Annotated in this window: 23 protein-coding genes; 13 read left to right on the top strand and 10 right to left on the bottom strand. The window is 69.8% G+C overall.

The annotated features are described in order from the left end of the window. Positions 1-42: 42 nt before the first annotated feature. A complete protein-coding gene (locus BJ988_RS08145; protein ID WP_218860673.1) occupies positions 43-672 on the top strand; it encodes a hypothetical protein in 630 nt (209 codons plus the stop codon). A gap of 22 nt (positions 673-694) precedes the next feature. Here BJ988_RS08145 and BJ988_RS08140 read toward each other — a convergent pair whose 3' ends face one another. Beyond that, positions 695-1885 (bottom strand): acyltransferase family protein, encoded by a 1191-nt coding sequence (locus BJ988_RS08140; protein WP_343051534.1) that lies wholly within the window; start codon positions 1883-1885, stop codon positions 695-697. A 130-nt stretch (positions 1886-2015) separates the two neighbouring features. Between BJ988_RS08140 and zwf the strand changes: the two genes are divergently transcribed. Continuing rightward, the gene (gene zwf / locus BJ988_RS08135) at positions 2016-3458 is read left to right on the top strand and encodes a glucose-6-phosphate dehydrogenase (protein WP_179657568.1); all 1443 of its coding nucleotides are present in this window, start codon (positions 2016-2018) and stop codon (positions 3456-3458) included. Between the two features lie 19 nt (positions 3459-3477). Here zwf and BJ988_RS08130 read toward each other — a convergent pair whose 3' ends face one another. Further along, positions 3478-4209, bottom strand: a complete 732-nt coding sequence (locus BJ988_RS08130; RefSeq protein ID WP_179657567.1) for a hypothetical protein — start codon at positions 4207-4209, stop codon at positions 3478-3480. Between the two features lie 303 nt (positions 4210-4512). On the opposite strand from BJ988_RS08130, the gene BJ988_RS08125 reads away from it, so the two are divergent. The 4 genes from BJ988_RS08125 to BJ988_RS08110 are packed head-to-tail and all read left to right on the top strand — an operon-like array spanning position 4513 to position 7501. Further along, positions 4513-5919 (top strand): MFS transporter, encoded by a 1407-nt coding sequence (locus tag BJ988_RS08125; protein WP_179657566.1) that lies wholly within the window; start codon positions 4513-4515, stop codon positions 5917-5919. 20 nt (positions 5920-5939) lie between these two features. Next, on the top strand, positions 5940-6413 hold the full coding sequence (locus BJ988_RS08120; protein WP_179657565.1) for a hypothetical protein: 474 nt from the start codon (positions 5940-5942) through the stop codon (positions 6411-6413). Continuing rightward, entirely contained in the window at positions 6410-6871 is a 462-nt protein-coding gene (locus BJ988_RS08115) for a GNAT family N-acetyltransferase (protein WP_179657564.1), read from the top strand. Before BJ988_RS08120 ends, BJ988_RS08115 begins: the two co-directional genes overlap by 4 nt. A gap of 60 nt (positions 6872-6931) precedes the next feature. Further along, entirely contained in the window at positions 6932-7501 is a 570-nt protein-coding gene (locus tag BJ988_RS08110) for a TetR/AcrR family transcriptional regulator (protein ID WP_179657563.1), read from the top strand. A 19-nt stretch (positions 7502-7520) separates the two neighbouring features. Here the strand turns inward: BJ988_RS08110 and BJ988_RS08105 are convergent, their stop codons facing one another. The 3 genes from BJ988_RS08105 to BJ988_RS08095 form a co-directional block, all read right to left on the bottom strand. Further along, the gene (locus BJ988_RS08105) at positions 7521-8015 is read right to left on the bottom strand and encodes a (2Fe-2S)-binding protein (RefSeq protein WP_179657562.1); all 495 of its coding nucleotides are present in this window, start codon (positions 8013-8015) and stop codon (positions 7521-7523) included. Between the two features lie 10 nt (positions 8016-8025). Next, positions 8026-10359: a molybdopterin cofactor-binding domain-containing protein gene (locus tag BJ988_RS08100; RefSeq protein WP_246321434.1), complete on the bottom strand. Its 2334-nt coding sequence runs from the start codon at positions 10357-10359 to the stop codon at positions 8026-8028. A gap of 125 nt (positions 10360-10484) precedes the next feature. Continuing rightward, positions 10485-10967 (bottom strand): MarR family winged helix-turn-helix transcriptional regulator, encoded by a 483-nt coding sequence (locus BJ988_RS08095; RefSeq protein WP_343051533.1) that lies wholly within the window; start codon positions 10965-10967, stop codon positions 10485-10487. A gap of 104 nt (positions 10968-11071) precedes the next feature. Between BJ988_RS08095 and BJ988_RS08090 the strand changes: the two genes are divergently transcribed. The 3 genes from BJ988_RS08090 (at position 11072) to BJ988_RS08080 (ending at position 12707) form a co-directional block, all read left to right on the top strand. Then, positions 11072-11578, top strand: a complete 507-nt coding sequence (locus BJ988_RS08090) for a VOC family protein (protein ID WP_179657560.1) — start codon at positions 11072-11074, stop codon at positions 11576-11578. After that, positions 11578-12204 (top strand): alpha/beta hydrolase, encoded by a 627-nt coding sequence (locus BJ988_RS08085; protein WP_179657559.1) that lies wholly within the window; start codon positions 11578-11580, stop codon positions 12202-12204. The genes BJ988_RS08090 and BJ988_RS08085 overlap by 1 nt, the downstream gene beginning before the upstream one ends. A gap of 65 nt (positions 12205-12269) precedes the next feature. Further along, positions 12270-12707: a DoxX family protein gene (locus BJ988_RS08080; protein ID WP_179657558.1), complete on the top strand. Its 438-nt coding sequence runs from the start codon at positions 12270-12272 to the stop codon at positions 12705-12707. Between the two features lie 28 nt (positions 12708-12735). On the opposite strand, the gene BJ988_RS08075 is transcribed toward BJ988_RS08080, so the two are convergent. Together BJ988_RS08075 and BJ988_RS08070 are read right to left on the bottom strand one after the other, a co-directional pair. After that, positions 12736-14397, bottom strand: coding sequence for an ABC-F family ATP-binding cassette domain-containing protein (locus tag BJ988_RS08075; RefSeq protein WP_179661379.1), 1662 nt, complete (start codon positions 14395-14397; stop codon positions 12736-12738). A 250-nt stretch (positions 14398-14647) separates the two neighbouring features. Beyond that, entirely contained in the window at positions 14648-15820 is a 1173-nt protein-coding gene (locus BJ988_RS08070) for an MFS transporter (RefSeq protein ID WP_179657557.1), read from the bottom strand. 189 nt (positions 15821-16009) lie between these two features. Here BJ988_RS08070 and BJ988_RS08065 point away from each other — a divergent pair, with 189 nt between their 5' ends. The 4 genes from BJ988_RS08065 to BJ988_RS08050 all read left to right on the top strand — a co-directional run bounded on the left by BJ988_RS08065 (position 16010) and on the right by BJ988_RS08050 (position 20102). Beyond that, positions 16010-17227, top strand: coding sequence for a PucR family transcriptional regulator (locus tag BJ988_RS08065; RefSeq protein WP_179657556.1), 1218 nt, complete (start codon positions 16010-16012; stop codon positions 17225-17227). A gap of 85 nt (positions 17228-17312) precedes the next feature. Beyond that, the gene (locus tag BJ988_RS31285; RefSeq protein ID WP_179657555.1) at positions 17313-18722 is read left to right on the top strand and encodes a fatty acid desaturase; all 1410 of its coding nucleotides are present in this window, start codon (positions 17313-17315) and stop codon (positions 18720-18722) included. Beyond that, positions 18719-18913: a ferredoxin gene (locus tag BJ988_RS30930; protein ID WP_179657554.1), complete on the top strand. Its 195-nt coding sequence runs from the start codon at positions 18719-18721 to the stop codon at positions 18911-18913. The genes BJ988_RS31285 and BJ988_RS30930 overlap by 4 nt, the downstream gene beginning before the upstream one ends. A gap of 28 nt (positions 18914-18941) precedes the next feature. Next, on the top strand, positions 18942-20102 hold the full coding sequence (locus tag BJ988_RS08050) for an NAD(P)/FAD-dependent oxidoreductase (protein WP_179657553.1): 1161 nt from the start codon (positions 18942-18944) through the stop codon (positions 20100-20102). 19 nt (positions 20103-20121) lie between these two features. Here the strand turns inward: BJ988_RS08050 and BJ988_RS08045 are convergent, their stop codons facing one another. From BJ988_RS08045 to BJ988_RS08035, 3 genes are read right to left on the bottom strand one after another with little or no spacing between them, the layout of a single operon-like run. Beyond that, positions 20122-20991: a carbohydrate ABC transporter permease gene (locus BJ988_RS08045; RefSeq protein ID WP_179657552.1), complete on the bottom strand. Its 870-nt coding sequence runs from the start codon at positions 20989-20991 to the stop codon at positions 20122-20124. After that, entirely contained in the window at positions 20991-21956 is a 966-nt protein-coding gene (locus BJ988_RS30335) for a carbohydrate ABC transporter permease (RefSeq protein ID WP_343051532.1), read from the bottom strand. The genes BJ988_RS08045 and BJ988_RS30335 overlap by 1 nt, the downstream gene beginning before the upstream one ends. A gap of 2 nt (positions 21957-21958) precedes the next feature. After that, positions 21959-23326 carry an ABC transporter substrate-binding protein gene (locus BJ988_RS08035; protein ID WP_179657551.1) on the bottom strand — a complete coding sequence of 456 codons (1368 nt, stop codon included), beginning with the start codon at positions 23324-23326 and terminating at the stop codon, positions 21959-21961. Positions 23327-23351: the final 25 nt, after the last annotated feature.

The raw sequence follows: 23351 nt of genomic DNA, 5'->3' as shown, positions 1-23351 counted from the left end.
CTGTCGAAGTCAGTTGTGCGCGTTTACGTACTCATCACACTGGTGATCGCTGGGCTCGGGCTCGGCCTCTGGGTCCTCTGGATCTCCGGCTCGACCGCAGCTCGCATCGCTACCGTGCTGATGGCGACCGTCGTTCTACTTCCGACCGCAGCGCTGGTGCTGAGCATGGCACGCCGCCGCTCCGAAGCCCTCGTGATCGAAGAGAACCCGGGCCAGGTCGTATTGCGAGGGTCCCGGTTCTTCGCACTCGCGCTGTTGATAGCGCTGATCGGCATCGTCTTCTATCCGGTCGCACTCGGGGTGTCAGTCGTGCGCGACGGAGTCGAGGAAGGCTCGATGACGATGTTCGTCGTCTCGTTCCTCGTCGCACTGGCGTGTCTGCCAGTGCTCGTCATGGTGCTGCTGGGCAAGTACAGGCTGAACCGCCTGGTGCTCACGCACGACCTGGTCACCTACCACGGCTACCGCCGCGCATGGTCAGCTCGGTGGGACGCCTTGGACAGAGTCGAGATCACCCCTGAGCCGAAGGTTCAGCTGCTCATCTCCGGACCTGCGACTGAGATTCAGGTCCCGCTGGGCCTCATGGCAAGCGGCCCAGTTCCGCTCGCGGAGTACGTCGACGACCTGCTCCGTCACCCCGACCGACGCCCCAGCAAGGTTCCTACGAGCTAGAGCTTCCGGTCCCTGGTCCTCCCTAAGCAGCCGGCCGCATCCCGAACAGGAACCGCGTGACCGGGGTACGGCGAACGAACAGGTCGTAGATCGCGATGGTCACCGCGAGCGAGACAGCGACGATCACCACGTACTTGGCCACGGCCGGAAGCTCCCAGGCGACGACGACGTACGCGACGGCGACCACGATCGGCTGGTGGAGCACGTAGAGCGGGAGGACGGCGTCGCCGAGGTACGCCGTCAGGCGGGATCGGCGCGAGGAGACCGCCGGTCGCGTGGCGGGCCGCGGGCGGTCGAGGAGGCCGAGGATCGCGACCACCGCGAACCAGCCGGTCGCGCCGTAACAGACGCGAGCCCAGACAGCGAGCGGCTCCATCGCCGTGAACGGCTCGTCGGTCCCGAAGAAGCCCGGCGTGCTGGCCAGGAACAACGGCAGACAGAGCCAGGCGGCCGGGACGGCGATCCGTCGCATCGCGGGGCGGAACCGCGGATCGGTGGCGATCACAACGCCTGCGGCGAAGAAGATGAGGTAGGCGAGCCGGTGCCAGCCGCCGTACTCCACCTCGAGGCCCCACACCGCGCAGACGGCAGCGAGCGGTAGGGCCAGGAGCAGCAGCAGTACGGGGCGGGCCTCGACCGCGGCAGCCGTCGACGCCGACCAGGCCGAGGTTCGGCTCGAGGCGCGCCACGTGACGAGTGCGACCAGGAGCGCGACCACGAGGGAGAACGCGAGGAGGAGTACGACGAACCAGAGGTGGCCGGACTCGAACTCTTCGCCGCGTACGAGGAAGGGCAGGTTCGACACGCTCAGATGGACGTCGAGGAACCGCCGGCAGTAGGCGAGGTAGGACTCCGCCGAGCCGTCCTGCCGGTGGCGGAGCCACTGCGGCAGGGGCAGGAGCACGAAGGCCGAGAACACCAGCGGGACCCCGAGGCGGCGTACGCGCTCGACGGCGAAGCCGCCGGCACCGCGGCGCCGCAGCGACATCGCCGCGCCGACCCCGGCGATCACGAACATCAGCGGCATCGCCCAGACCACCACCGGTCCGGCGGCCGCGGTCACGTTGGTCGTGGCGTCGTTCTTGACGTAGAAGTCGCCCTCGGCGTCGAAGACCATGGCCGAGTGGAAGAAGATCAGGCCGACGACGATCAGCGCGCGAAGAGCATCCAGCTCGGGGCGGCGCTCGGTCACGGGCTGATCGGGAGCATGCACCGGCGGCCTCCAACACGGCGTGGTGACTCAGCGTAGGGCGGGGCGACGTCGGCCGCGTCCGTTTCGGTGAGACTCTGACGGCCGAAGTGGGAGTCCCTGACACCTCGACCGCGGGTGGTTGACTGGGCATGTGTCCTCCAAACCAGCTCCGCACGTACTCGTCCTCTTCGGCGCGACCGGTGACCTCGCCGCGCGCAAGCTGTTCCCCGGGCTGTACCGGCTCGCCCTCGCCAAGCGGCTTCCCGACCAGCTCGCCATCATCGGCAGCGGGCGGCGCTCGCCCGGCACCGACGACGAGTTTCGTGACCAGGTCCGCCAGGCGCTGAACGAGTTCGTCAAAGAGGTCGACGAGAGCGTCGCCGGGCCGCTGCTGGAGCGGATCCGCTTCGTCGCCTCCTCTGCCGAGGACGGCGCCGCGCTGGCCGAGGCGGTGCACGAGGCTGAGGACCAGCTCGCGCTCGCAAGCGGGCAGACGGTGGGCGACGTACAGAGGCTTCTCTACCTTTCCGTGCCGCCGCAGGCCGTGGAGCCGATGGTCGGGATGCTCGCCCGCGAGGGGTTGAACGCGCGCAGCCGGCTGGTCGCAGAGAAGCCGTTCGGCACCGATCTTGCGTCGGCGCGCGAGCTCGATGCCGTGCTCAGCGAGGCGTTCGAGGAGAAACAGATCTTCCGGATCGATCACTTCATCGGGAAGGAGGCCGTGCAGAACCTGCTCGCGCTGCGCTTTGCGAACGGTCTCTTCGAGCCCGCCTGGAACCGGCACAGCATCGAGTCGGTGCAGATCGACGTCCCGGAGACGCTCACCGTCAAGGGCCGCGGCAGCTTCTACGAGGGCACCGGCTGCCTGCGCGACATGGTCACCACCCACCTGTGCCAGCTCCTCGGGTTCGTCGCGATGGAGGATCCGCACGCCTTCCGGGAAGGCGCGATCCGCGCGGCGAAGGCCGCCGCCTTCGCAGCCGTCCGGCCGCTGGACCCCGAGCGCGTGGTCTTCGGGCAGTACGACGGCTATCGCGAGGAGCCCGACGTCGCCGCCGACTCCGACGTGGAGACGTACGTCGCGATCGAGGCGTGGATCGACAACGACCGTTGGCGCGGGGTGCCGTTCTACCTTCGCACCGGCAAGGCGCTCGCCGCCGGGCGTCGGACGATCACGATCCGCTTCATCGACCCGCGCCACCAGTGGCTGCAGCCGGCGGACCCCGGTCGGGCAGAGCCCAACGAGCTGGTGATCGAGCTCAGCGACGAGGCCCGGATCGAGATCGACGTCCGGGCCAAGCGCCCCGGCCCCGGCATGGCACTGGTCGAGGGTGTCTTCCGCCTCGACCTCGCCGAGGACACGCCGGACGCCGGGCCGCTGGAGGCGTACGAGCGGCTGCTCCTCGACGTCATGAACGGTGACCGGACCCTGTTCACCAGTGCGCGCGAGGTCGAGCGGCTGTGGGAGATCTGCCAGCCGGTCCTCGAGCATCGGCCCACCGTGGAGCCTTACCCGCAGGGATCGTGGGGGCCTGAGTCCGCACTCGAGCTGCCCATCGGCGGCTGGCGGCTGGGAAGGAACCAGTCGGCCTAGGCCGCGTACGGTCGGGGGCTCAGGCCCGCTGCAGCGTCCCATCCAGCAGTTCTACCGCGCCCGGCCCGATCCAAGACGCCCGCTCGCCAGCGCTCATCCGCTGGAGATGCTCGAGAGCAACACGCAACCGGTCGGGTTCATCAAACGCCGCGAGATACACCGAGACCTCGGGACGCTTGGGCTTTCGGTCCATCGGGACGATCAGCTTGCTGCTCTTCGCTGCGAACGAGGGCGATGTCGTTCGACCGAGGAGATTGAGCCGTGGACGGATCGGGTCGCTGTCGACGTACAGAACGGTATGAATGTCGTCCCAGGCAAGACTGACGTCGGTGGTCCAGCCGCGAAGGTCGACCTTGTCCGCGGACAAACGCAGGGTGGGCTTGCGCGTCAGCGCCCTGACCGAGTCCGGGATGAGGATGACGAACAGGAGCCCGATCGCCCAGACGAGCACTCCCCCACCGGGAACGCCCACGGCGATTCCTGCTGCCAAGAAGAACCCCGTGAATCCGATACCCACCAGCAGCATGGTCAGCGGCGTACGCGCTCTCATCCTGAGTTCGATCGTCCGACCGTCTTCGGTCAACCCCACACGCCCTTTCCCACTGGTGGGAACCAGCGCCAGCACCAGTGCGACGGCACCCAGAACCAACGCGAGGCCCAATGACAGCGCCACTCCGCGTCCGGGACCGCTCAGCTCGGCATCGGTTACGCCCTGATAGGTGACGAATGCCCCGGCAATGACGACGAGCACCGCGACGACCCAGCCAAATGGTTTGGGCAGTCGAGTCGTACGTCGGCTCCCACTTGAGGCGCCGGAGTTGTACGGGTCAGAAGGCTGCATCCCATGCACTTTCTGCTAGATCACGGAACAAGGCACGGGCGGGCAGTCCGGCGGCGGCGACATCTTCATTCCAGGCGCTCCCTGCTGGATCCGGGCAGGTACTGACCGAACATACAGAAATTGGCTAGGTTCTCGAAAACTCTCTTGTCGAACACTGCTGTTCAAGTTAATCTCGAACAGCAGTGTTCATGTTAAGCGAGCCGAGGAGACCCCATGACAGACAAGACAGCCGAAGACGCGACAGTGGAGCAGGCTGCAGACCCTCGGCGATGGCGGCTGCTCGGCCTGCTGGGGCTCGCGCAGTTCATGCTGATCCTCGACGTCACAGTGGTGGCGATCGCGCTGCCGCACATGGGCGCGGACCTCGGGCTGGGGCGGGATGCGCTGACCTGGGTGGTGAGTGCGTACACGCTCGCCTTCGGCGGGTTGATGCTGCTCGGCGGCCGGATGGCTGACCTGTTCGGCCCGAAGCCGGTAGTGCTCGCGGGGCTCGCGACGTTCACTGTGGCGTCGCTGGCCACCGGTCTCGCCACGAGCGCGGAGCTGGCGATCGGCGGGCGGGTGGCTCAAGGCGTCGGGGCGGCGATGCTCTCCCCCGCCGCCCTCTCGATCGTGGTGCGGCTCTTCGACGGCGAGGAGCGCAACCGGGCGCTCGGGATCTGGTCGGCGCTCGGGGCGGGCGGGGCCGCGATCGGCGTACTTCTCGGCGGAGCCCTGACCGCGGGGCCCGGCTGGGAGTGGGTCTTCCTGATCAACGTGCCCGTCGGCATCGTCGTGGCTCTCGTGCTCGCCCGGCAGCTTCCGCCGCTGCCGGCGTGGGGAGGCAACGCGCGGCTCGACCTCGTCGGCGCGCTCATCGTCACCGCCGCCACCGGGCTGCTGATCCTGGGCTTCATCGAGGCCGGCGACGAGGGCTGGACCTCGAGCCGCACCGCCCTTCTCCTCGTCGGTGGCATCGTCGGGTACGCCGTCCTGGGCGGCTGGCTGCGGCGTACGCGACACCCGCTCATCGACCCGGCGCTGCTCTCCCGGCGACCGGTCCTGTCCGGCACCTTCGTGCTGTTCGTCGCGACCGGGTTGATGGTGGCGGTCTTCTTCCTCGGGACCTTCTATCTGCAGAGCGCCGCCGGACACGGGCCACTCACGACCGGGCTGCTGTTCCTGCCGGTCGCCGCCGCGACCATGGTCGGCGCGCAGATGGGCGGCAGGCTCATCGGACGCCTCGGCGCCCGCACCCTCGGTGTCGTCGGGCTGTCGATCGCCGCCGCCGGGCTCGTCGTGCCCGCGTTCGGCATGAGCACGCTGACGACCGTCGTCGCGGTCAGCGTCGGCTCTGCCGGGCTCGGCGTCCTGTTCGTCGTGGCCGCTGCGACCGCGCTGAGCCAGGTCGAGCCGCATCTCGCGGGCGTCGCCTCCGGCATCCTCAGCACCTTCCACGAGCTCGGCGCCTCGCTCGGCGCGGCGGTGATGTCCGGCGTCGCCGCGGCCAGCCTCGTCGACGGCACCACCGCCGGCTTCGAGCGGGCCTACCTGGTCGCAGCCGTGATCGCCGCGCTCGCCGCCGTCGTCGCCGTCGTCCTGATCCCCGGGCGCCCGGCATCCCCTGAGATCCACCAGTGAACCGACAAGGAGACCGAGCCATGACCAAGACACGAGCCCCGAGATCGCGCGTCCGATCGTTCGCGATCCACTACCTCCAGATGGTCATCGCGATGGCCGTCGGGATGATGGTCCTCTACCCGCTCTGGCAGCTCGCCGTCGGCGACCAGCCGGCTAGCGCGTGGGTGCATCGCGCCGACATCGACTCGCTGGTCATGTCCACCGCGATGGTGATCCCGATGGCTGCGTGGATGCGCTTCCGCGGCCACGGGGCGAGGCCGATCGTCGAGATGTCGGCCGCGATGTACGCAGGTTTCGTGCTCCTCTTCCCATTCCTCTGGCTTGGGGTCATCGACGCGGACGGTCTGATGCTCCTCGGCCACGTACTCATGCTGCTCTTCATGCTCGTCGCCATGCTCGCCCGCCCCGACGAGTACGCCGTCAGCCACGCACACCACGCCCACACCGAAGCCCACACCGAAGCCCACACCGCCACCGAGCAGGAGCCGGCATGACCGAGCACGTGCCAGCAGAGATCGTCGTACGCGACGCCACCCGCGACGACGCCAAGACCGTCCACACGCTCATCGGCGAGATCGCGGCCCACCAGGCCCAATCCGCCTCGGTCACCGTGACCGCCGAGCAGTGGGCCGGCTATCTCGAGCGCCCGGAGATCACCGTCCTGCTCGCCGAGGCCGACGGGGAGCCGGTCGGCTACGTCTCCGCCGTACGCCGCCTGCACCTGTGGTCGGGCAGCGACGTCATCGCCCTCGACGACCTCTACGTCCGTCCCGGGCACCGCGACGCCGGTGTCGGCCGACTGCTCATGACCGAGCTGGCGAGACGCTCCGGCGACCTCGCGATCACCTGGGGCGTACAACCCGACAACGACGCCGCCATCCGGTTCTATCGACGCCTCGGTGCCACCGTCCGCGCGAAGGTGATCTGCGCGTGGCCGGCCGGACGACGGTGACCGGGCCCCGGGCGCCTAACCTGTACATTGACGTTCACTATCTCCGGGGAGGACTCGTCGATGACGACCGTGAAACGCGCCGACGCGCTCAAGAACATCGAGTCGATCATGGACGCGGCGACCGCCTGCCTCGCCCGTGACCCCGACGTCAGCGTCGCCGAGATCGCCAAGGCCGCCGGCGTCGGCCGGGTGACCCTCTACGGCCACTTCGAGTCCCGCGCGACCCTGGTCACCCAGGTCGTCGAGCGCGCGATCCAGCAGTCCGACGAGGCGCTCGGCGCCGTCGACCTCGACGGCGACCCCCGGGCCGCACTGCGCAGGCTGCTCGAGGCGTCGTGGCGGTTGACCCAGCAGTACGGAGCGCTGATCGTCGCGGCCGAGCAGAGCATGCCCCACGAGCAGTTCCAGGCGATCCACGTCGGGCTGATCGACCGCTGGAAGCCGCTGATGGAGCGTGGCCGCAGCGAGGGCAGCTTCCGCGACGACCAGCCGCTCCAGTGGCAGCTCACCCTGCTCCAGAGCGTGCTCCACGCCGCCTCCGGCGCCGTCTACCGCGGCGAGATCGACGCGGCCGACGCCGCCGGGCTGATCGACGGCACCATCCAGGCCGCCCTCACGGCCCCGGAGTGAGGGCGGCCCGCGGCACCGGTCACATCCGCTGCTCGCCCTCCCGGATCGCCTCGCGAATCCGGGTGTAGGTGCCGCAGCGGCAGATGTTGCGGATACCGTCGAGATCGCCGTCGGTGATGGTGCGGCCCTCGGCGCGGACCTTCTTCACCAGCGCCACCGCGGCCATGATCTGACCGGGTTGGCAGTAGCCGCACTGGGCGACGTCGTTGTCGAGCCACGACTCCTGCATCGGGTGCAGGCCGTGCTCGCCGCGCTCTGACTCGGGCACCTCGCCGGGGAGCCCCTCGATGGTGGTGATCTCGTCCTTGGCGCCGAGCTTGCCCACGGGCACCGCGCACGGGTTGAAGGCCTTGCCGTTGATGTGCGACGTACAGGCTTTGCAGACATTGATGCCGCAGCCGTACTTCGGCCCCTTGACGCCGAGGATGTCGCGCAGCACCCACAGGACGCGGACGTCGTCCTCGACGTCGACGGTGACCGGCTCGCCGTTCAGGATGAAGGTCTGTTCAGGCATCTCGATCTCCTCAGTAGGTCCAGCGCAGGCCGTCGGTCGGGGACGGCGGGATCGGTGGCGTACGCGGCTTCGGCTCGAACGCGAGCGGGTCTCGATGGTTGATCGGGAACTCGGTCGGCACCTTGCCCACAGCCCGGGCGTACGCGCAGGCAACCGCTGCCGCGGTCGGGGCGACCCCGGCCTCGCCGACGCCACCCGGGGGCTCGGCGGAGTCCATGATGACCACCTCGATCTCCGGCGGCGTGTTCCACTGCCGGGTGTAGAAGTAGTTGTCCCAGCTGGCTTCCTCGAAGTGGCCGTCGACCAGGTGCAGGCTGCTGGTCAGCGTCATCGCGATGCCGTCGTTGATGGCGCCCTGCATCTGTGCCTCGACGCCGCGCGGGTTGATCACCTGGCCGACGTCGGTGACCATCGTCGCCTTCATGACCCGCGGTCCGGTGACCGCGTCGCGCACCTTGCGTCCGACCGTCTCGGGCCGGCAGTCGATCTCGACGACACAGGCCGACGCGCCCTTGTACTCCACGTGCACCGCGACGCCCTGGGCGGTCCCGGCCGGCATCGGCTTGCCCCACTGGGCCACCTCGCGGGCCTTCTTCAAGACGCCGCGGACACGCTCGTTGCGGCAGAACGCCAGCCGGAAGGCGAGCGGATCCTTCCCCATCGCCTTGGCGAGCTGGTCGACGACGAGCTCGTTGGCGGTGCGTACGTCCGGCGAGTACACGTTGCGCATCGCGCCGGTGTTGAACCGGGTGTCGGTCTCGTTCAGGGTCTGGGTGAGCACCCCGAAGTCGTAGGGGATCCCCGAGGTCAGCGTGAAGATCGTCTGGGCGTAACCCAAGTTGCCCAGCCCGGCGGGCAGGTCGGCGGCCAGCGCGGTGACGATCTCACCGAAGCCGTGCCGCAGGTCCATCTCGACGGCCGTGTGGCTCTGCTGGAAGGCGAGCACCTCGCCGGCGGCGTGCATCGCCCGGACGCGCGAGGTGGCCAGCGGGTGGGCCCGGCCGACCCGCGCGTCGTCGGACCGGTGCCACATCAGCTTGACCGGGACGCCCATCGCCTTGGAGACCTGGGCCGCCTCCATCGCTCCGTCGAAGAAGAGCCGCCGGCCGAAGGAGCCTCCGGCCTGCATCACGTTGACCTTCACCTTGTCCGGGGTCAGGCCCAGCTCGAGTGCGATCTGCTGCTGGGTGACGATCGGGTTCTTGAGCCCTGACCAGATCTCGGCACGGTCGCTGCGTACGTCGGCGATGGCGCTGTTGGTGTCCATCGGCGAGTTGCTGCGGAACCAGAACGTGAAGTCGTACGCGATCGTCTTGGCGATCGGAGTGTTGGGCAGCGATGGCATCGGCAGCTCGGCAGCCTTCACCCCGGAGAGGATGTCCTGGTCCGACTCCCCCGCGACCGGGCCGTCCTCCCAGTCGACCCGCAGGGCGCGTACGCCGTCGATGCACTGGCCGAAGGTTCGGGCCCGCACCGCCACCCCGGTCGGGACCATCGCCACGTGGGTGACCCCGGGCATCGCCTTGACCTCGGCGGCATTGAGCACCTTCTTCGGCTTGCCGTTGAGCGTGGGCGCCCGGCAGAGCATCGTCGGCAGCGCGTCCTTCACGTCCAGGTCGGTCGTGTAGACCTTCTTGCCGGTGACCGCGTCGAGCGCGTCGATCCGGTTGGTCGGCTTGCCGAGAAGGGTGAACTTCGCCTCGTCCTTGAGGCCGACCTCGACCGCCTTGGTGTCCGGGCTGGCCGCCTGCGCGGCGAGCTCCCCGTAGGTGAGGCTGTTGCCGAGCGCGTCGGTGATCACGCCGTCGCGGGTCTCGAGCTCGTCGACGGCGCCGTCGAGCTGCGCGGCCGCGGCCTCCAACAGCGCCTTCTTCGCCACCGCCGCAGCCACCCGGATCGGCGTGTACATCGCGTGGATCGTGTTGGACCCGCCTGTGATCTGGTTCCAGACCAGCTCCGGTCGGGCCGGCGCGAGGGTGACGTCGATCTTCTTCAGCGGAAGGTCGAGCTCCTCGGCGATGATCATCGCCGCCGCCGTGGTGATGCCCTGCCCCACCTCGGCGCGTGGCAGCGCGAAGCTAGCGGTCCCGTCCTCGTTGATCGTCACGGTGATCAGGCCCGAGGTCGGTTGGGCGGCGTGGGTCAGCAGGTCACTGAGATCGTACGCATCGAAGACCTGCGGCGCGCTCGGTATCTTGGCCGCGACCTGCCCACTCAGCAGTCCGAGCTCTGCGGCCGCGACGACGGTGGTGCCGCCGATCAGGTAGCCGAGAAACCGTCGCCTTCCCACGGAGTGCCGTCCGATGGACGGCTCCATGCCGATGTCTTCCTGAATTTCTGTCATGCGGAGCACCTCCGAGATCGAGGCTCCGGACGCCTGCGCCCGGAGGTTCTGCTCCCTCCCCGAGCGATCGTGACACCGCTCACATCCGGCCACCACCCACTTTGGAGGGTGGAATCCGGAATCTCCTAGGGCCGATACAGGGCGGTCATCCTGCCCTGCGGATCCAGACGGGCGAGCAGCGCGTCGCCGACGTCGGTCAGCTGCCGCACCTGCTCCGCGGTCAGCCCGTCGAGCACGTGGCTGCGGACGTTCACGACGTGTCCGGGCGCAGCCGCGACCACGGCGTCCCAGCCGCCGGCGGTGAGCCGAGCATTCGTCGCACGCGCGTCCTCCGGGCACGGGAACCGCTCGACCAGGCCCCGCTCCTCGAGCCGTCGCACCACGTGGGACAGGCGCGCCAGCGTCGCGTTGGTGCGGTGCGCCAGGGCCGTCATCCGCAGCGTACGGTCCTCGGTCTCGGACAGCATGGCCAGGACGAAGTACTCGAAGTGTGTCAGGCCGGCGTCGCGACGCAGCTGGGAGTCGAGCACTCCGGGCAGCAGCTCCACGATGGCGATCAGGCGCAGCCACGCGGCCATCTCCTGCTCATCCAGCCAGACGTCGTCCACGGTGTTCATCGTAGCCGGTCGCTTGACGCTACAACCAATAACTTGACGCTACAACTATTCCATGTCAGTTTAGTTGTAGCGACAAGTTTCCCGAGGAGCTCCAGATGCCCGTCAACCCCGTCCGGCTCAACCACGCCGTGCTGTTCGTCTCCGATCTGGAGCGCAGCATCACGTTCTACGAGGCTGCGTTCGAGATGACGGTCATGGCTCGCGAGCCCCGTGCCAACGCGGCGTTTCTGCGGCTTCGCCACTCGGGGAACCACCACGACCTCGGCCTCTTCGGGGTCGGCGCCCAGCCGCCACGCCCCCGCGGCTCCCTCGGCCTCTACCACCTCGCCTGGCAGGTCGACACGATCGACGAGCTCGAGCAGGCGCAAATGACCCTGGCCGAGCTCGGTGCCTTCACCGGAGAGTCCAGCCACGGCGCCACCAAGAGCGTCTACGGCGCCGACCCCGACGGCAACGAGTTCGAGGTGATGTGGATGCTGCCCCGAGCTGACTGGGGCGAGTTCGAGAACTCCGCTCCCATCGACCGGCTCGACCTGGCCAAGGACGTCGCCCGCTGGAGCGGAGTTCGGACGGCCGCCGAGCTCAACCGGGACGACGCCTGATGACGACACAGACGATGGTGCACACCGCCACCTACGGAAGCACCGACCCGGCCGCGCCGCTGGTGGTCCTGCTGCACGGGCGCGGTTCGCACGAGCAAGAGATCATCCAGCTGGCCCGGCACCTCCCCGCCGGCCCCGCCTACGTCGCCGTGCGCGCCCCGATCGCCGAGGGCGGCGGGTTCGCCTGGTTCGCCAACCGTGGCATCGGCCGGCCGGTCGCCGAGTCGCTGGCCGAGACGATGGGCTGGTTCCGGACCTGGCTCGACGACGTCGCGCCCTCCGGGCGGCCCGTCGTCCTGGTCGGGTTCAGCGGCGGCGCCGCCTTCGCCGGCGGACTGATCCTCCAGGAACCCGCGCGGTTCGCCGGCGCCGCCATCCTGTACGGCACGCTCCCCTTCGACGCCGGGGTCCCGGTCGAGGACGACCGCCTGGCCGACCTGCCGGTACTGGTCGCGCAGGGCGAGGCCGACCACGTCATCCCGCGCGATCTGCTCGACCGGACGTGGTGCTACCTGCTGCACCGCTCCGGCGCGCCGACGACGGCGCACCGCGACGAGGGCGCGCACGGCATCACCGCGACCGCCCTGCACGAGCTCAGGTCCTGGATCACGACGCTTCCCGCCTGACCCATCACCCGCTGACCCGGATCACAGTGATCCGGCGCACCACCACACCCAGAAGAGGAAACCCCATGAAGCTCGGACGCCCGTTCCCCTCCCCCACCGCCGACGTCGGCCTGCTGCTCACCCGTGTCCTCATCGGCACCGTCCTGATCGCGCACGGCTGGCAGAAGTTCGCCACCTACACACTCGACGGCACCGCGCAGTCGTTCGAGGCGATGGGTGTGCCGGTGGCCCAGGCGGCCGCAACCTTCGCCGCCCTGGTGGAGCTCGTCGGAGGCGCGCTGCTCCTGCTGGGCCTGCTCACTCCGGTGGCCGCGGCACTGGTCGTCGTCGACATGGTCGGCGCGTTCTGGTTCGCCCACCGCAGCTCCGGCGTCTTCGTCGACCAGGGCGGCTGGGAGCTCGTCGCGGTCGTCTCCGCGAGCGCGATCGCCCTGGCCGTGGCCGGCCCCGGGCGCGCCAGCATCGACCACGCCATCGGCGGCAGGGTCCGGGCCGAGGCCTGACGCCCCCGGCCCGGAGGGCCGTCCACGATCAATCGACCCCGCCCCCGGGATCGGCCGGAGTGACCACCTCCGCCGCGCCTCCGCATACGCGCACTCGTCGCGAGGCGGAGGCGCGGCGGATCCAGTGACGGTCGTGCGTGACCGTGACGACGGCGCCGGGGTGGTCGTCGAGAGCGTCCTCGAGCTGGTCGACGAGCTCGGGGTCGAGGTGGTTGGTCGGCTCGTCGAGCAGCAGTACGCCGCCCGGGTCCGCCAACGCCATCGCCAGGTCGAGACGGCGACGCTGACCGACCGAGAGCGCCCGCACCTGGCACCTCAGGTCCTCCTCGCGCAGCAGTCCGAACCGGCGCAGACGCTCGGCTGCGTCGTCGCCGTGGATCCCGAGGGTGCGTGCGAACACGGCGACGACCGAGCCCGCGGGCGGGACCGCGACCTCCTGCCGCAGCCACGAGACCCGCACGCCCGGGGAACGCTCGACGACCCCCGTATCTGGCGCGATCTCGCCGGCCAGCAGCCGCAGGAGCGTGGTCTTGCCGGCGCCGTTCGGTCCGGTCACCAGCCAGCGGTCCCCGGGGCTCAGCGTCCACCCGGCAATCCGCAGCCGGGCGCCCTCGTCGCGGCGTACGTCGTGAAGGGCGAGGTAGTGCCCCTCGGGCGGCGGGTCCTCGGACTGGAGCCCGGCGGACAACCGAAGCGGCTCGGGCGGCGGTGCGACGGGCTCGGCCCGCAGCCGGGCGACGCGCTCCTTCGCCATCCGGATCCGACCCATCGCCCCGTGGTCGCGGCTGCGCGCGCGGAAGGCGCCGTGACCGAAGCCGTCGAGCTCGAGCTTGCGCGGGATCGCCTCGAGACGGAACGCGTTCGCCTCGACGAGCGCCTCGTTGCGGGCCAGCTCGGCCCTCCACTGCTCGTGCCGCTCCGCCTGTCGGCGTCGCTCGGTCGCGCGCGCCACCAGGAAGCCGGCGTAGCCGTTGCCATAGCGGCGCAGCCCACCGTCGCGTACTTGGACGATGTCGTCGGCGAAGCGCTCGAGGAAGACGCGGTCGTGGGTGACCACCACCAGCGCTCCGCGATGCGCGGCCAGCCGCTCCTCGACCCAGGTCAGGGCGGAGTCGTCCAGGTCGTTCGTCGGCTCGTCGAGCAGCAGGAGCTCGGCGTTGGACGACAGCGCGACCGCGAGGGCGAGCCGTGCGCGCTCGCCTCCGGAGAGCCCGGCGACCGGGCGATGCCGGTCGATGCCACCCAGGCCGAGCTGATCCAGCGCGGCATCGACGCGCTGGTCCACGCCATAGCCGTCGCGGGCCTCGAACCTGTCGATCAGGTCGCCGAGCTCCTCGAGGAACGCAGGCTGCTCGTGCGCCTCAGCGACGGACAGACGCTCGGAGCACTGCTGGATGCGCGACTCGAGCGCCCGCAGGTCCGCGAGCAGGAGGTCGACGGCATCGTGCACCGTCGCTCCGGCCGGGAACCGGGGTGCCTGCGAGGCGTGTGCGATGCCGCCGGGAAGTACGACACGGGTCTCCCCTGCGACCGGCGCCACTACGCCCGCGAGAAGGTCGAGCAGGGTGGACTTGCCGGCGCCGTTGTCGCCGATGACGGCGAGCCTGTCGGTCGCGCCGACCACGAGGTCGACACGGTCGAGCACGACCCGCTCGGCGAAGCGGACGGTGGCCGAGCGCAGCTCGCAGATGCGGTGGCTGCGGACGGTGGAGGTGATGGAAGCAGACGGGAACAAGAGGACTCCTCTTCACGACGGTCGACCGCCGCGGCGATACGCATCAGCAGATGCGGGATCGGAAACGGACCTCGAGCATGCCGATCAGACGACGCGGTCGCTCAGGACCCGCTGCGGAGAAATCTCGACGCAGCGTCCCGATCGTTTACTTCAGAGTTCCCATCGCAGAGAACGATAGCGGGCGGAGCGCCCGCGCGCGACGCGATTAACCGGAACGATCGTGCTTCCACATCGCAAGCGCCCCGAGGACAGGACCAGGCACCAGGAGCAGGAAGGCGTACTGCCAGCTGGAGGCGGCAGCCACGAGCGGGGTCAGCTGGATGCTCACGACGGTGAGGGCGAAGCCGATGGCGGTCTGGGCGCTGAGCGCGGTGCCGACGAAGCGGCTGTCGGCGACCTCGGACAGAGCCGTCGAGAAGACGCCGGAGTCGGCGATGACGGATGCTCCCCACACGGCGCAGAAGATCGCGACGACGGGTGCGGGCGCGAGGAAGGCCAACGGTGAGAGCACGCAGCAGGCGCCGCTGACCGACAGCGCGGTGACGGCAGCGGCGCGCCGGCTGTACCGGTCGGCCGCCCATCCGCCCAGGAGACAGCCCGCGAGGCCGAAAAGTCCCATGCTGACGAAGACGAGCAGCGAGCGGCCATCGCCCAGCTGCTCGGAGGCGCGGGAGTGCAGCAGGTACGCCGGGATCCAGGTCCACAGCGCATACAGCTCCCACATGTGGCCGAAGTAGCCGAGATTGACGAGCCTGGGTCCACGCTCGGCGAACATCGTGAGCACATACCGCGGATGCAGCGTGACCGGCCCTCGAGCCAGGTGCGGACCAGGGCGGACGACCGCGACGGCGAGCACGGCGCCCAGCACGCCGACGACCGACGTCACCCGCAGCACGTCACGCCACGGAAGCGTCACCAGACCGCCGATGAGGTGCGGAAGGGTGGAGCCGATGGTGAGCGCGCCGATGAGCAGCCCCATCGCCAGGCCGCGGTTCGTACGGGGAGCCCAGGACGCCATCAGCTTGATGCCGACCGGGTAGACGCCGGCGAGGAAGAAGCCGGTGGCGAAGCGCAGGACCAGCGCGATGGCGAGACCGTCGGCGAACCACGCGAGCAGGGCCGTACAGACCGCCGCGAGCAACGAGCTGGCGCCCATGAGGACCTGTGCGGACCACCGATCGGCGAGGTTCAGGACGGTCGAGGTCAGCGCGCCCGTGACGAATCCCAGCTGCACGGTGCCGGTGAGCCACACCGCCTGGGTGCTGCTGGTCCCCCACTCGGCCTGGATGCTCGGGACCACCGCGGACACCGAGAACCACACGGCGAGCCCGAGGACCTGGACGGCTGCGATCGTGGCTCTCTGTGCGGCGGGGGTCATCGGCATCAGCCTCTCGAGTGCCGTACGGCTTGGTCGTTGCTGGGGCAGCCAGCATGCCGTCACCCGGAGATCGACGCCACCTCGGAGCCCGGCGAAGGTGCTCGGCGGACGACAGATCCGACGGTCGCCGGACCGGCGATCTATAAACTGCCGGAACGCACCGCCCAACGACGGAGAGGGGTGAGCGCGATGACCGATCTCGCTGCCTGGTTGACGGCTTTCGCCGACGAGCAGCGCCGGCCGGACGAGGTGGCCAGGTGGGTTGCGTCGACCGTTGACGCGATCCTGGCCGACGGCGAGATCGATCTGGCCGATCTGCGACCCCTGCTCCTGAAGGCCGTCGAGGAGCACTGGTACGCCTTCCTCGACCGGATCACGCTGCCGGACGCGGAGTTCGAGCTGGTCCCGACCGCACGCGCCATCGCGCTCGAGGCCGCGCGCCGCCATCTCGGTCTCCCGCTGCTGCTCAAGGTCTACCAGCGAGCCCAGGAGGCGAGCTGGGACTTCGCAGTGCAGGTCGTCCGGCAGGCGCCCAGCGATCTCGACCACGAGGCCCTGCTGGTCTGGTTCTGGACGAAGGCCACCACCTGGTTCGGCTCCTCGGTCGAGCAGTCGGTGCTGATCCACCAGGCGGAGACGAACCGGATCCGGCAGCGCGGCGACGCCCGCCGCTTCGAGGTGGTCTCGGAGGCGCTGCGCGACCGCAGCGTCGCCCCCTCCGAGCTGTCCGCCGCCCTCGACGGCCACCCGGTCAACATCGCGGGCCACATCGCCCTGGTGGCGCACGCGCTCACCGCCGACTCCATCGAACAGCTCGAGCCGGCCCTCTCCGCGGTCACTCGCAGGATCGGGCCCGCCCGGTCGGTCCTGGTTCGCCCCGGCGGCCGGGAGATGTGGGCCTGGCTCGCGCTGGGCGAGCGGCCGGACACCGTGACCGACACCGGGATCGACCCGGCAGCCGTCCGGGTGACGCTGGGCGTCGGCGGGAGCGGTCTGGACGGATTCGTCGCCGCACACCTCGACGCACAGGCTGCCCAGCGGGTCGCGCTGGCTCCGGGGCGGCGGGAGCCGCTCACCGCCTACGACGATGTGGCCGCTCTGGTCCTCGTCGCGCACGACCCCGCGGCCGCCGAGCGGTTCACCCGGGCGACGCTGCGCGGTCTGGCCGACCCGCCCCATGGCCGGCTCCGCGAGACCGTCCGCGAGGTGCTCACCTCGGCCGAGACGGCCGACAGGATCGCCGAGCGGCTGGGCATCCACAAGAACACCATCCGCTACCGCCTCACCCAGGCCGAGGGTCTCCTGGGCCGCCCGCTGCGTGAGCGTGCGGGAGACCTGCTGCTAGCACTCGATTACCACGACACCTTCCTCACGGAGCCCACTGTGAACAATCACAGTTTTTCCTGACCGATTCGGCTGATCGGCCAGAGACTTCGCTGCTGCGTACGTCCATTCTGACAGGAGACGTAACCGACCTCACAGGAGGCAGCAGATGACACTCGACGCCAGCGGCACCGTCGATCAGAGCTCCACCGCGAGGTGGCGAGACCGGAAGCGCTATCTGTGGCTCCTCGGCCTCGTCGTGCCGTCCTTCGCCTTCATCGCGGTCGGCGGCTACGCCCTGACCGGCTGGGGCGTGTTCCTGTGGACGGGTCCGTTCGTCGTCCTCGGCCTGGTCCCCGCCATCGATCTGGTGGCAGGTCTGGACCGCTCAAACCCGCCCGACGACCTCATCGAGGAGCTCGAGGAGGACAGGTACTACCGCTACATCACCTTCGCGTTCCTGCCGATCCAGTACGCCGGGTTCGCCTTCGCGATGTACCTGATCGCGACTCAGGACTGGCCGCTGGCCAACAAGATCGGCCTCGCCCTCACGATCGGGTTCATCGGCGGCATCGGCATCAACACCGCCCACGAGCTCGGCCACAAGAAGGAGAGCCACGAGCGCTGGCTGTCCAAGATCGCGCTCGCGCAGAGCTTCTACGGCCACTTCTACATCGAGCACAACCGTGGCCACCACGTACGCGTCGCGACACCCGAGGACCCGGCCTCCTCCCGCCTCGGCGAGAACCTCTACACGTTCTGGTTCCGCACGGTGTCCGGCTCCCTCAAGAGCGCCTGGGGCCTGGAGGCCAAGCGCTACCGGCGCAAGGGCACCCACCCGTTCCACCTCGGCAACGACGTCCTCAACGCCTGGCTGATGAGCGCTGTCCTGTGGGCCGGCATGACGCTGTGGCTGGGCGTCGAGATCCTGCCCTACCTCGTCCTCCAGGCGGTCATCGGCTTCTCCCTGCTGGAGGTCGTCAACTACCTGGAGCACTACGGGATGCTGCGCCAGAAGACCACGTCCGGGCGCTACGAGCGGGTGCTGCCGATGCACTCGTGGAACTCCAACAACATCGCCACCAACGTGCTCCTCTACCACCTGCAGCGACACAGTGACCACCACGCCAACCCGACCCGGCGCTACCAGACCCTGCGTGACTACCGGGAGTCCCCGGCCCTGCCGACCGGGTACGCCGGGATGATCGTGCTGGCCCTGGTCCCGCCGCTGTGGCGGCGAGTGATGGACAAGCGCGTGGTCGATCACTTCGACGGCGACGTCCGGCTGGCCAACGTACGTCCCGGCCGGCTCGACAAGCTGCTGGCCGAGTTCCCGCCGCCCGCCGCCGAGCCGGCTCTCGAGGAGATCGACGACGTGACCCGGCAGACCTTCGCCGATGAGATCGCCGCGGGGCGCTGCCCCGGCTGCGGCTACGTCTACGAGGTCGCGGCCGGCAACGAGCTGGAGGGCTTCGCGGCCGGCACCGCCTGGCGAGACATCCCCGACGACTGGTGCTGCCCGGACTGCGGCGTACGCGAGAAGGTCGACTTCGTCCCGCTGAAGGAGTCAATGCTGTGAGTGCCATAGAAGCTGACAAGACGGTGTGCGAGGGCATCGGCATGTGCGAGGCGCAGGCCGACGACTACTTCCAGGTCGGCGACGACGGCCTTGTCGACGTCCTCACCGACGAGGTGCCCGACCCCGATCGCGGCTACGTCAAGGCTGCCATCGACTCCTGCCCGGTCTCCGCGCTCCGCCTCCTCGGCTGAGCCTGGCCCGACGAGACGGAACCGAACCATGTCATCTCCCCACCACCGTCATCTCCTCGTCGTCGGAGCCGGCCTGGCCGGGATCCGAGCCGTCGAGGGGGCGCGCGCTGCCGGCTGGGCCGGACCGGTCACGGTCGTCGGCGACGAGCCGCACGCTCCGTACGACCGCCCACCGCTGTCGAAGGCCGTGCTCTCCGCCGAGGAGCCCCCGGCGGTGCCGGCGCTCCGGTCCAGCGAGGTGCTCGAGACGCTGCAGGTACGCCACCTGTCGGGGGTGCGCGCGGTGGCTCTCGACACGGAGCGCCGGACGGTGACCACCACCGCCGGAGAGCTCGGCTACGACGCCCTGGTCGTCGCCACCGGCAGCGCCGCGACGACCTTGCCCGAGCTGGCCGGGGTCCGCGGGGTGCACGTGCTCCGCAGCTACGACGACGCGCTCGCCGTGCGGGAGGCGTTGACCCGCTCGCAAGAGGTGGTGATCGTCGGCGCCGGGTTCATCGGCTCGGAGATCGCCTCGGCGGCCCGCGCCCGCGGCATCGATGTCACCCTCGTGGAGGCGGGCGGCCGGCCGCTGGAGCGGGCGGTCGGGACCGGCGCCGCCGCGCGGCTGATGCAGCTCCACACCGACGCCGGCGTGCGGCTGCTCACCGCGACGACCGTGTCCGGCATCCGCTCGACCGACCTCGGCGTCGACAAGGTCGAGCTGAGCTCCGGCGAGACCCTGGCCGCCGATGCCGTGGTGCTCGGCATCGGCGCGCGCCCGGCCACCGCATGGCTCCGCGACAGCGGTGTCGCCCTGGACCCGCGCACCGGCGGCGTGCTCTGCGACAGCCGGCTCGCCACGAGCGCTCCCGCCGTCTGGTCCGCGGGCGACATCGCCTGCGTCGACGGGGTACGCAGCGAACACTGGACCGCCGCCGGTGAGCAGGGCCGGGTCGCCGGCGCCAACGCCGCCGGAGCCGCCGAGGCCTTCGCCTCGGTCCCGTTCGCGTGGTCGACCTGGCACGGCCACCGGATCCAGGTCGTCGGCGAGACCACCGCAGCCGACGAGGAGGACCACGGCGACGGGTTCGTCCTCTACCGGCGCGAAGGCAGCGCTGTCGGTGCCCTCGGCATCGACAGCCCCGGCCCGGTCGCCCGCCTCCGCCGCGCCCTGAACGCCCAGCTCGCCGGCGCGGGCGCGAGCTGAGAGCACGATTCCGCCGTCCTCAACCCTTCACGGCTCCTTCCAGACCGTCGCTGCGCAGGAAGAACCGCTGGAAGACGAGGAAGAAGAGGATCGGCAACGCGGCGGAGATCGCCATCGCGGCGAGCAGAACGGAGAGGTCCGTGGCCGGCGCGATGGACGGAAGCCGGACGGCGATGGGTTGCTTGGCCGGGTCGGGCAGCACGATCAGCGGCCAGATGAAGTCCTTCCAGGCTGCGAGCACCGCGAAGACCGACACCACACCGAGCACCGGCCGCGACATCGGCAGGACGACGGACCAGAACAGCCGGTACGGTCCGGCGCCGTCGATCCGCGCGGCGTCCAGGATCTCTCGGGGAAGGCTGTCGAAGAACCGCTTCATGATCACCACGTTGAACGCCGACGCGCCGGCGGGCAGGAACGCACCGGCGTACGTCCCGACCAGCGACCAGCCCACGACCGGCAGGCTCAGCACGGTGAGGTAGAGCGGCACAAGCAGCAGCACGATCGGCACGAACATCGTGGCGAGCACGGCGCCGTAGAGGGCTCGGCCCAGACGTGGGCGCAACACCGAGAGCGCATACCCGGCGGTGGTGGCGACCAGCACCTGGACTGCCCATGACCCGGCCGCGATGACCACCGTGTTGACCAGGTAGGACGAGAGCCCGAGCTCGGTCCAGGCCTGCGACACGATCGAGAAGTCCGGGCCGTTCGGCCACAGCGAGATCGGCGAGCGCAGCGTGTCCTGGGTCGGTGTGACCGCCGACTTCACCAGCCACAACAACGGCCCGAGGCAGACGACCACCAGCCCGAGCAGCATCGCCGCCTGCACGCCGCGAAGGCCCCAACGCACCGGCGCACGCCGTCGGTCGAGGGAGGATACGAAGCTCATCAGTCGCTCCATCCTCGAGTGAGCCGGAAGTAGGCCCAGGACAGCAGCGCCAGCCCGACCGCCATCATCAGGCTCAGCGCGGTCGCCGGGCCGTAGTCGCCGCCGCCGGTCGTGCTGCCGAAGGCGTACTCGTAGATCAGGAGCAGCAGCGTCAAGGACGCGTGCGAAGGCCCGCCGCCGGTGAACAGGTACGGCTCCAGGAAGACCTGCGCGGTGCCGATGATCTGCAGGATCAAGGTGATCAGCAGCACCGGCCGCAGGTGCGGCAGCGTGACGTGCCAGACCTTGCCGAGCACGCCCGCCCCGTCGGCCGAGGCGGCGTCGTAGAGCTCCTGCGGCACCGTGGTCAGCGCGGCGAGATAGATGATCACCGTGCCGCCGGCCGCGGCCCAGGTGGCCTCCATCACCAAGGACGGCAGCACCCAGTCGGCCGACTCCAGCCACGGCACCGGCGCGATACCGACCCAGCCCAGGATCGTGTTGAACACTCCCCCGGGCCCGGCGTCGTAGAAGGTCTTCCACAGCAGCACCGCGACCGCGGGCGGCACCACGACCGGCAGGTACGCCAGGCAGGCGTAGAGCCCACGGAGCCTGCGCAGCGAGCTGAAGACCACCGCCATGACCAGCGGGATCGGATACCCGAAGACGAACGCGATCGCCGCGAAGACGGCCGTGTTGCGCAACGCCACCGGCAGAAGGGGGTCGGCGAGCACGGTGCGGAAGTTCTCCAGCCCCACCCACTCCGCGGTTCCGACGAGGTTGGTCTCCTGCAGGCTCATCACCACCGTCCGGGCGATCGGCCACCAGGAGAACAGCCCGAAGACGACGAGCATGGGCAGCAGGAACACCAGGGTCGCCGCACCGCCGCGCCACCACCTGCCGACGACCGAGACGAGCGACGTACGCCGGCGAGCCGGCCCTCTCGCGAGGGCCGGCCCACCTACCCGGGAGATGTCGAGAACCACGCTCAGCCCTTGTCCAGGATCTGCTGCACCGACGCGTCGGCATCCTTCAGCAGCTCCGGGATGTCGGCGTCCTCGTCGCTGAGCACCTTCTGGACGACCGGGTCGAGCGCGCCGTACACGGCCTGGGTCTGCGCGGGCGGCTCGGCGACCAGCGTGAGGTCGAACATCTTCGAGGTGTAGCCGGTCATCTGCTCCAGCGGCACGTTGACGTAGTCCTTCACCCAGTCCTGGTAGGTGGTGTAGGACGCCTCGTCGAAGATCGGGAACGTCGGTGTGCCGACGGGCTGGTCGGCCGCGGTCTGGGTCTTGGCGTCGGCGACGGCCGCGTCCTGGTCGGTGTACTTGCGGACCCGGAAGAAGTCAGCCCACGCCACCGCGGCCTCGGCCTCCGCCTCGCTCGCCTTGGCGCTGACCACGTTGACCGACCCACCGCCGAGGGCGCCGGCGTCGGGCGAGTCGCCCATCGGAACAGCCGTCAGCCCGTACATCTTCGGGTCGATCGCCGAAGTGGTGACGAGGCCGTTGTAGATGTCCGATCCGCTGATGTACATCCCGACCTTTCCCGCGGCGAACGCCTGGTTGATGCTGTTCCAGTCGTAGGCGGTGCTGCCGGAGAACGACTTGTCGGTCCAGCGCATGTCGTGGAGCAGCTGCAGCGCCTCCTCGGTCTGCGGGTTGTCGACGGTCGCGGTGAAGGTGTCGCCGTCCTGCGTCTCCATGCGGCCGCCCAGGGAGTAGGTCAGAGTCGTGAGGATCCAGCCACCCGTGTTGCCCGTCGTCATCTCGGCGTAGCCGGTGGCCCCTGTCCGCTCGTGGATCTGCTTGGCGGCGGCGCGCACCTCCTCCCACGTGGTCGGCGGCGCGTCCGGGTCGAGTCCGGCCTTCGTGAAGAGATCGCGGTTGTAGTGGAGCGCGTTGGCGTAGACGTCGGAGGGCAGCCCGTAGACCTTGCCGTCAGTGCCCTGAGCCGCGGCCACCACAGTGGGGTTGAGCTTGTCGAAGTAAGGCAGCTCGCGGACCTCGGCGTCGACGTCGGCCACCTGCTTCCGCTCGACGAGGCCCTTGGTGTCGGTGAACGGCACCCGGAACGAGATCGGCAGCGTGCCACCGGCGAGCTGGGCGGGGAACGTCTGCGCGTTCCACTGCCACTCCACCGGCTTCACGGTGATGTCGGGATGCTCCTTGTTGAAGGCCGCCGCCTGCTCCTTCACGGCGTCGATCGTGGCCTGCTTGTCGCCGGGGCGCCAGCCCTCGACGGTGATCGTGACGCCGTCGCTGTCGTCCGACGTCTCGCCGCACGCGGCGAGCGAGCCGAGCACGACAGCCGCGACCGCGGCGAGCGCGACACTGCGCAACCGAGTGGTTCTCATGGTCTGTCTCCTGGATGTTGTGGTG

It is taken from the genome of Nocardioides panzhihuensis (assembly GCF_013408335.1).
Taxonomy (GTDB): Bacteria; Actinomycetota; Actinomycetes; order Propionibacteriales; family Nocardioidaceae; genus Nocardioides; species Nocardioides panzhihuensis.
The sequence above is the reverse complement of the archived record's forward strand: the minus strand, read 5'-3'. Positions and strand labels throughout refer to the sequence as shown.